The 6,055-nt window shown below is 69.8% G+C and carries 6 protein-coding genes; 3 read left to right on the top strand and 3 right to left on the bottom strand.

The features are described 5' to 3' along the window. Positions 1-114: 114 nt before the first annotated feature. Both PLL68_RS11830 and lysS read right to left on the bottom strand, forming a co-directional pair. Positions 115-363 (bottom strand): hypothetical protein, encoded by a 249-nt coding sequence (locus PLL68_RS11830; protein WP_324534320.1) that lies wholly within the window; start codon positions 361-363, stop codon positions 115-117. A gap of 1 nt (position 364) precedes the next feature. After that, positions 365-1,816: a lysine--tRNA ligase gene (gene lysS / locus PLL68_RS11825; RefSeq protein WP_324534324.1), complete on the bottom strand. Its 1,452-nt coding sequence runs from the start codon at positions 1,814-1,816 to the stop codon at positions 365-367. A 143-nt stretch (positions 1,817-1,959) separates the two neighbouring features. On the opposite strand from lysS, the gene PLL68_RS11820 reads away from it, so the two are divergent. Together PLL68_RS11820 and PLL68_RS11815 are read left to right on the top strand one after the other, a co-directional pair. Further along, positions 1,960-2,718, top strand: a complete 759-nt coding sequence (locus tag PLL68_RS11820) for an AAA family ATPase (RefSeq protein WP_324534318.1) — start codon at positions 1,960-1,962, stop codon at positions 2,716-2,718. A gap of 134 nt (positions 2,719-2,852) precedes the next feature. Continuing rightward, positions 2,853-4,358, top strand: coding sequence for a CoA-acylating methylmalonate-semialdehyde dehydrogenase (locus PLL68_RS11815; RefSeq protein WP_502910701.1), 1,506 nt, complete (start codon positions 2,853-2,855; stop codon positions 4,356-4,358). 61 nt (positions 4,359-4,419) lie between these two features. Here the strand turns inward: PLL68_RS11815 and PLL68_RS11810 are convergent, their stop codons facing one another. Next, positions 4,420-5,169, bottom strand: coding sequence for a sulfite exporter TauE/SafE family protein (locus PLL68_RS11810; RefSeq protein ID WP_324534316.1), 750 nt, complete (start codon positions 5,167-5,169; stop codon positions 4,420-4,422). 93 nt (positions 5,170-5,262) lie between these two features. Here PLL68_RS11810 and PLL68_RS11805 point away from each other — a divergent pair. Continuing rightward, on the top strand, positions 5,263-6,055 hold a 793-nt coding region (locus PLL68_RS11805), incomplete at its 3' end, for an MFS transporter (protein ID WP_324534314.1).

The following is a 6,055-nucleotide window of genomic DNA, read 5'->3' as shown; positions in this document are numbered from 1 at the left end:
CGGATATCATCCGCGGCACGTAGCAACATGCCGCGGACAATTTAGCAGCGCATTCCCAGAAGTGGGAATTGCCCTGTGGACAACATTCCTCGGACAATTGAATGCGTCCAGGAATCAGGGGGTCTCGTCGCCCGACGTCGACGGGGTGCCAGGCGTCGTTCCCGGGGCCTTGGGTGGGGGTACGGAATCCGAAGGTGAATTCGCATCGCTCCGCCCCGCACGGTCCAGTTCGGCCTCGAAGCGGTTCTGCGCGAGGCGCTCCCGACGATCGCCCTCAAGCATGCTCTTGATCAGGAAGTAGAACATCGTGGCGACGACAATCGTCGGCACGATTGCGGCGAGATAGGGCCAGATCGAGGACATGTCAGGCCTCCGGCTTGAGGTGCGGAAAGAGAATGGTCTCGCGAATATTGGACCCGGTGAAGAGCATGATGAGGCGGTCGACGCCCAGGCCCAGGCCACCCATGGGCGGTGCCCCGTACTCGAGCGCGCGCAGGAAGTCCTCGTCAATCTGCATCGCCTCGGGGTCGCCCCCGGCGGCGAGCAGCGACTGGTTGGTCAGCACCTCGCGCTGGATGACGGGATCGATGAGCTCGGAGAAGCCGGTGCCGCGCTCGACGCCGGCGATGATGAGGTCCCAGGCCTCGATCAGGCCCTCCTTCTCGCGGTGCGGGCGAGCCAGGGGCTGGGCGATCGCCGGGTAGTCGCACAGGAAGGTCGGCTGGAGCAGGTCGGGCTCGACGAGCTCGCCGACCAGCTCGAGGAACACCTTGTCCTTGGTCAGCCCCGGGTCGACCTCGACCCCGTGGGCCGCGGCGTACCCGAGCAGGGTCTCCTTGGGGGTGTCGATCGTGACGGTCTCCCCGACGACCTCGCTGACGGCGTCGTAGACCGGCAGCCAGCGCCACTCACCGTCGAGGTCGATCGTGCCGGCGGGCGTCTCGATCTGCCGTGATCCCACGGCGTCGGCGACGCCGAGGTAGAGGTCGCGCATGAGGGCGCCGATCGAGGTCTGGTCGCCCCACGCCTGGTAGACCTCGAGCATCGTGAACTCGGGCGAGTGGGTGGCGTCGACGCCTTCGTTGCGGAAGATGCGCCCCATCTCGTAGACCCGGTCGACCCCGCCGACCACGGCCTTCTTGAGGTTCAGCTCCAGGGCGATGCGCAGCACCATCTCCTGGTCGAAGGCGTTGAGGTGGGTGCGGAAGGGGCGAGCGGCCGCGCCCCCGTGGATCAGCTGGAGCACGGGCGTCTCGACCTCGACGTAGCCCTGCTCGTCGAGCACCCCGCGGATCGCCCGCAGGGCCGCAGCCTTGGTGCGCACCATGTCGCGGGCCTCCTGGCGCACGACGAGGTCGGCGTAGCGCTGGCGAACCCGGCTCTCCTCGGACAGCTCCTTGTGCAGCACCGGAAGCGGGCGAAGGGCCTTGCTCGCCATCTCCCAGCGGCTGGCCATCACCGACAGCTCACCGCGCCGGGAGCTGATGACCCGACCCTCGACGAACACGTGGTCGCCGAGGTCGACGTGCGCCTTCCAGTCGGCCAGGGCCTCTTCGCCGACCTCGGCCAGGCTCAGCATGACCTGCAGGCGCGTGCCGACCCCCTCCTGGAGCGTCGCGAAAGCGAGCTTGCCGGTGTTGCGGATGAAGACCACGCGGCCGGCGATGCCGACGACGTCCTGGGTCTCCTCGCCCTGCTCGAGGTGGCCCCACTGCTCGCGGACCTCGGCCAGCGAGTGCGTGCGCGGCACGGCGACGGGGTGCGCGTGCTTTCCGGCGGCGAGCAGACGGTCGCGCTTGTCGCGGCGGACCCGCATCTGCTCGGGCAGGTCGATCTCGGGGAGGGCGGGGGTCGGGCTCTCGGTCACGATCCACAAGCCTACGGGCCGCCCTCGGTTTCCCCACCTTCCCTCCCACGGGTGCGGTCCGTGGTGTGGGTGGTCGGGGCTAGCGTGGCCGGATGCCGTCCGCTCGCCGCCCGTGGACCGAAGGGCTTCCAGCTCGCCGCCTCGAGCGAGCGCGCGATGCCGAGCTGCCGGCATCCGACGTCTGGCCCCTGACGATCCCCGCGGTGGCGCAGGTCCTGGCCCACGGCATCGACCTGGCCGCCTGCACGGTGCTCGTCGGGGAGAACGGCTCGGGCAAGTCCACCCTCGTGGAGGCGCTCGCGATGGCGGCGGGCATGAACGCCGAGGGCGGGTCGACCGGGGCCACCCACCGCACCCACGCCAGCGAGTCGCCGCTGCACGAGTGGGTCACCGTCGTACGCGACCCGGGGGCGCCGCGGTGGGGCTACTTCGTGCGGGCCGAGACGATGCACGGGCTGTTCACCTGGCTCGACACCAACCCCGGACCGACCGACCCCGCCTTCCACGCGATGTCGCACGGGGAGTCGTTCGTGACGCTGCTCGGCACCCGGCGCTTTCGCGGCGAGGGGCTGTTCGTGCTCGACGAACCGGAGGCCGGGCTGTCGTTCGCGGCGCAGCTGCACCTCGTCGCCGAGCTCGCCGAGATGGCCCGGCGGCCGCGCACCCAGGTCGTGCTGGCCACCCACTCCCCGGTGCTGGCCGCCATCCCGGGGGCGAGCGTGCTGGAACTGGGGGAGCACGGCATCCGCCCGACGACGTGGGACGAGCTCGACGTGGTCACGCACCACCGCAGCTTCCTCGCGGAGCCGCGTCGGTACCTGCGGCACGTCATCGACGACCTCGACGACTGACGGGCCACATCGAGGGCTGCCGACCCGAGCTGCTGATCCCACAGGGACGACCGGCATCCTCCGGTGCATTCCGTCAGCAGGCGAGGCTCTGACACACTGATTCCACTCCACTGGCATGACAAGGACCGATAACCGTGAGCACGACCCCCACTCGCATCACCCACCTCATCGGCGGCACCCCCTGGCAGGGCAGCGCCGCGCGCACCAGCCCGGTGTTCAACCCCGCCACCGGCGAGCAGACCGGCGTGCTCGACCTCGCCTCCTCCGAGCTCGTGGGCGAGGTCGTCACCTCCGCGAAGGCCGCATGGGAGTCGTCGTGGCAGCGGGCCTCGCTGACCCAGCGCACCCAGGTGCTCTTCCGTTTCCGGGAACTGCTCAACGCTCGCAAGGCCGAGATCGCCGAGCTCATCACGGCCGAGCACGGCAAGGTCGTCTCCGACGCGATCGGTGAGGTCACCCGAGGGCTCGAGGTCGCCGAGTTCGCCTGCGGCATCCCGCACCTGCTCAAGGGCGGCTTCTCCGAGAACGTCTCGACCAAGGTCGACGTCTACTCGATCCGTCAGAGCCTGGGTGTCGTCGCCGTCATCAGCCCGTTCAACTTCCCGGCGATGGTGCCGCTGTGGTTCGTCCCCGTGGCGATCGCCTGCGGGAACGCCGTCGTCATCAAGCCGAGCGAGAAGGACCCGTCGGCGGTCAACGCGGTGGCGGCGCTGTGGAAGGAAGCCGGTCTGCCCGAAGGGGTCCTGAACGTCGTGCACGGTGACAAGGAGGCCGTCGACGCGCTCTTGACCCACCCCGACGTCAAGGCCATCTCGTTCGTCGGCTCCACCCCGATCGCGAAGTACGTCTACGAGACCGGCACGGCGCACGGCAAGCGCGTCCAGGCCCTCGGCGGGGCGAAGAACCACATGCTCGTGCTGCCCGACGCCGACCTGGACCTCGCGGCCGACGCCGCCGTCAACGCCGGCTTCGGCTCGGCCGGTGAGCGCTGCATGGCGATCTCGGCCCTGCTCGCTGTCGAGCCCATCGCTGACGACCTCGTCGCCAAGATCACCGACCGCATGGGCAAGCTCGTCACCGGTGACGGCACCCGCGGCTGCGACATGGGCCCGCTGGTCACGGCGCAGCACCGCGACAAGGTGACGTCCTACCTCGACGCCGGCACGCAGGCTGGTGCCACCCTGGTCGTCGACGGTCGCGAAGGTGACGTCGACGCCGATGGTGAGGGCTACTTCCTCAAGCCGACCCTGTTCGACCACGTCACCAAGGACATGTCGATCTACCAGGACGAGATCTTCGGCCCGGTGCTGTCCGTGGTGCGCGTCGCGAGCTACGACGAGGGGTTGAAGCTCATCAACGACAACCCCTACGGCAACGGCACGGCGATCTTCACCAACGACGGTGGCGCCGCGCGGCGCTTCCAGAACGAGGTGGAGGTCGGCATGGTCGGGGTCAACGTGCCGATCCCCGTGCCCATGGCGTACTACTCCTTCGGTGGGTGGAAGAACTCCCTGTTCGGCGACAGCCACGCGCACGGCATGGAGGGGGTCAACTTCTTCACCCGCGGCAAGGTCGTCACGTCACGCTGGCTCGACCCGAGCCACGGCGGCATCGAGCTCGGCTTCCCGCAGAACACCTGATCCCGACTTCTTGCACGGCAGCCACCCGGATCAGGGTGGCTGCAGTGCAAGAAGTGCCTGCTCAGGTGAGCAGCAGGGCTGCTGCCGCCAGGGCTGAGGCGAGCAGCACGGCGACGTCGAAGGTGCGCTGGCTGATCCGCCTGACCGTCGCGTAGCCGAGGAGCCCGCCGAGGAGGGCGAACGGTGCGAGCGCGAGGGCGCGCACGGCATCCACGGGGTGCAACAGCCCGAGCCCAAACGAGAACGGCACCTTCGTGAGGTTGACGATGAGGAAGAACCACGCGCTCGTGCCGACGAAGCGGCGCTTGTCGATGCCCGCGGCCGACAGGTAGAGGGTCATCACCGGGCCGGCGGCGTTCGCGGTCATCGTCGTGAAGCCCATCGCCGAGCCCGCGGCGATCGCCGCGCCCGGATGCCGGTGGGTCGTCGAGGGTGTGTCGCTCGCGTGCCACTTCACCCACAGCTGCAGGCCGAGGAGCACGAGCAGGACGGCTCCGATCGAGCGGCGCAGGGTGTCGTCACTGACCACGCGCAGGAAGAGGGTGCCGAGCAGCAGGCCGGGGATGACGGCGGGCAGCAGGCGGCGGATGAGGCCCCAGTCGGGGTCGCGGCGGTAGTGCCAGCAGGCGATGACGTCGCCGACGATCAGGATCATGAGGATCGCCGCGGTCGACTCCCGGGCCGGGAGCACGGTGGCGAAGATGGCCACGGCGACGACACCGAGCCCGCCGAGGGCGGTCTTGGAGTAGCCGATGATGGCCGCGGCGGCGGCCATCAGGATGAGTGCACCCACGCTGGACGCGAGCTCCACGCAGGTCCTTCCCGTCGCCACCGCGGTCGGCAATTGTCAGGACACTTGACCACATCTGCGGATGCCGTGCCACGACGCCCGCGGATTTCTGGGTTGAGCCCCGCCCGACTCTGGGAGGCCCGGGTGGGGCGGGGGTTCATCGCCGTCCTGGCCCTGACCAACCTCGGCATCTGGACGGCCTTCTTCACCCCGATCCAGTTCCTCCTGCCGCTGCAGGTCGAGGCGATCGACCCGGCATCCAAAGAGTCGAGCCTCGGGTTGGTCGTGGCGGCTGGCGCGCTGGTCGCACTCGTCGCGAGCCCGCTGGCCGGTGCGTTCTCGGACCGCACGTCCTCCCGGCTGGGGCGCCGCCGCACCTGGGTGCTGTGGCCGACGCTCGCGGCCGCCGCGGTGCTCGCGCTCATGGGGGGTTTGACGACGATCGGAGGGCTGACCCTGGGCTGGGCCCTGGCCCAGCTCACCCTCAACGCCTCGTACGCCGCGGTCACGGCGCTGCTGCCCGACCAGGTGCCGGTGGCCCAGCGAGGCACCGTGGGGGCGGTGGTCGGGGCGGCCCAGCCGCTCGGCGTCATCCTCGGCTCCCTCATCGCCACGCTCGTCCCCGGCGACAACACCGCCCCCGACGGCCAGCGGCTGCGCTACCTCGTGGTCGTCGTCGTCGTCCTGCTCACGGCGGTGCTCTTCGTCGCCCGGATGCCGGACCCGCGCCTGGACCGCGAGCGCATCCCGGCCTTCCACCTCGGCTCGTTCGTCCGGGCCTTCTGGGTCAGCCCACGCGAGCACCCGGACTTCGCGTGGGTCTTCGTCACGCGTTTCCTCGTCATCCTCGGCACGGCGTTCGTCACGACGTACCTGCTCTACTTCACCCGCGACGTGCTCGGGAAGA

It is taken from the genome of Ornithinibacter sp. (genome assembly GCF_035443565.1).
GTDB lineage: Bacteria > Actinomycetota > Actinomycetes > Actinomycetales > Dermatophilaceae > Fodinibacter.
Note: the sequence above shows the minus strand (reverse complement) of the source record. Positions and strands in the feature narration are given on the sequence as shown.

Excerpts from the sequence above, each read along its gene's own strand:
- lysS (WP_324534324.1), bottom strand. The coding sequence starts at position 1,816 with ATGCGGGTCCGCCGCGACAAGCGCGACCGTCTGCTCGCCGCCGGAAAG.
- PLL68_RS11830 (WP_324534320.1), bottom strand. The coding sequence starts at position 363 with ATGTCCTCGATCTGGCCCTATCTCGCCGCAATCGTGCCGACGATTGTC.
- PLL68_RS11820 (WP_324534318.1), top strand. The coding sequence starts at position 1,960 with ATGCCGTCCGCTCGCCGCCCGTGGACCGAAGGGCTTCCAGCTCGCCGC.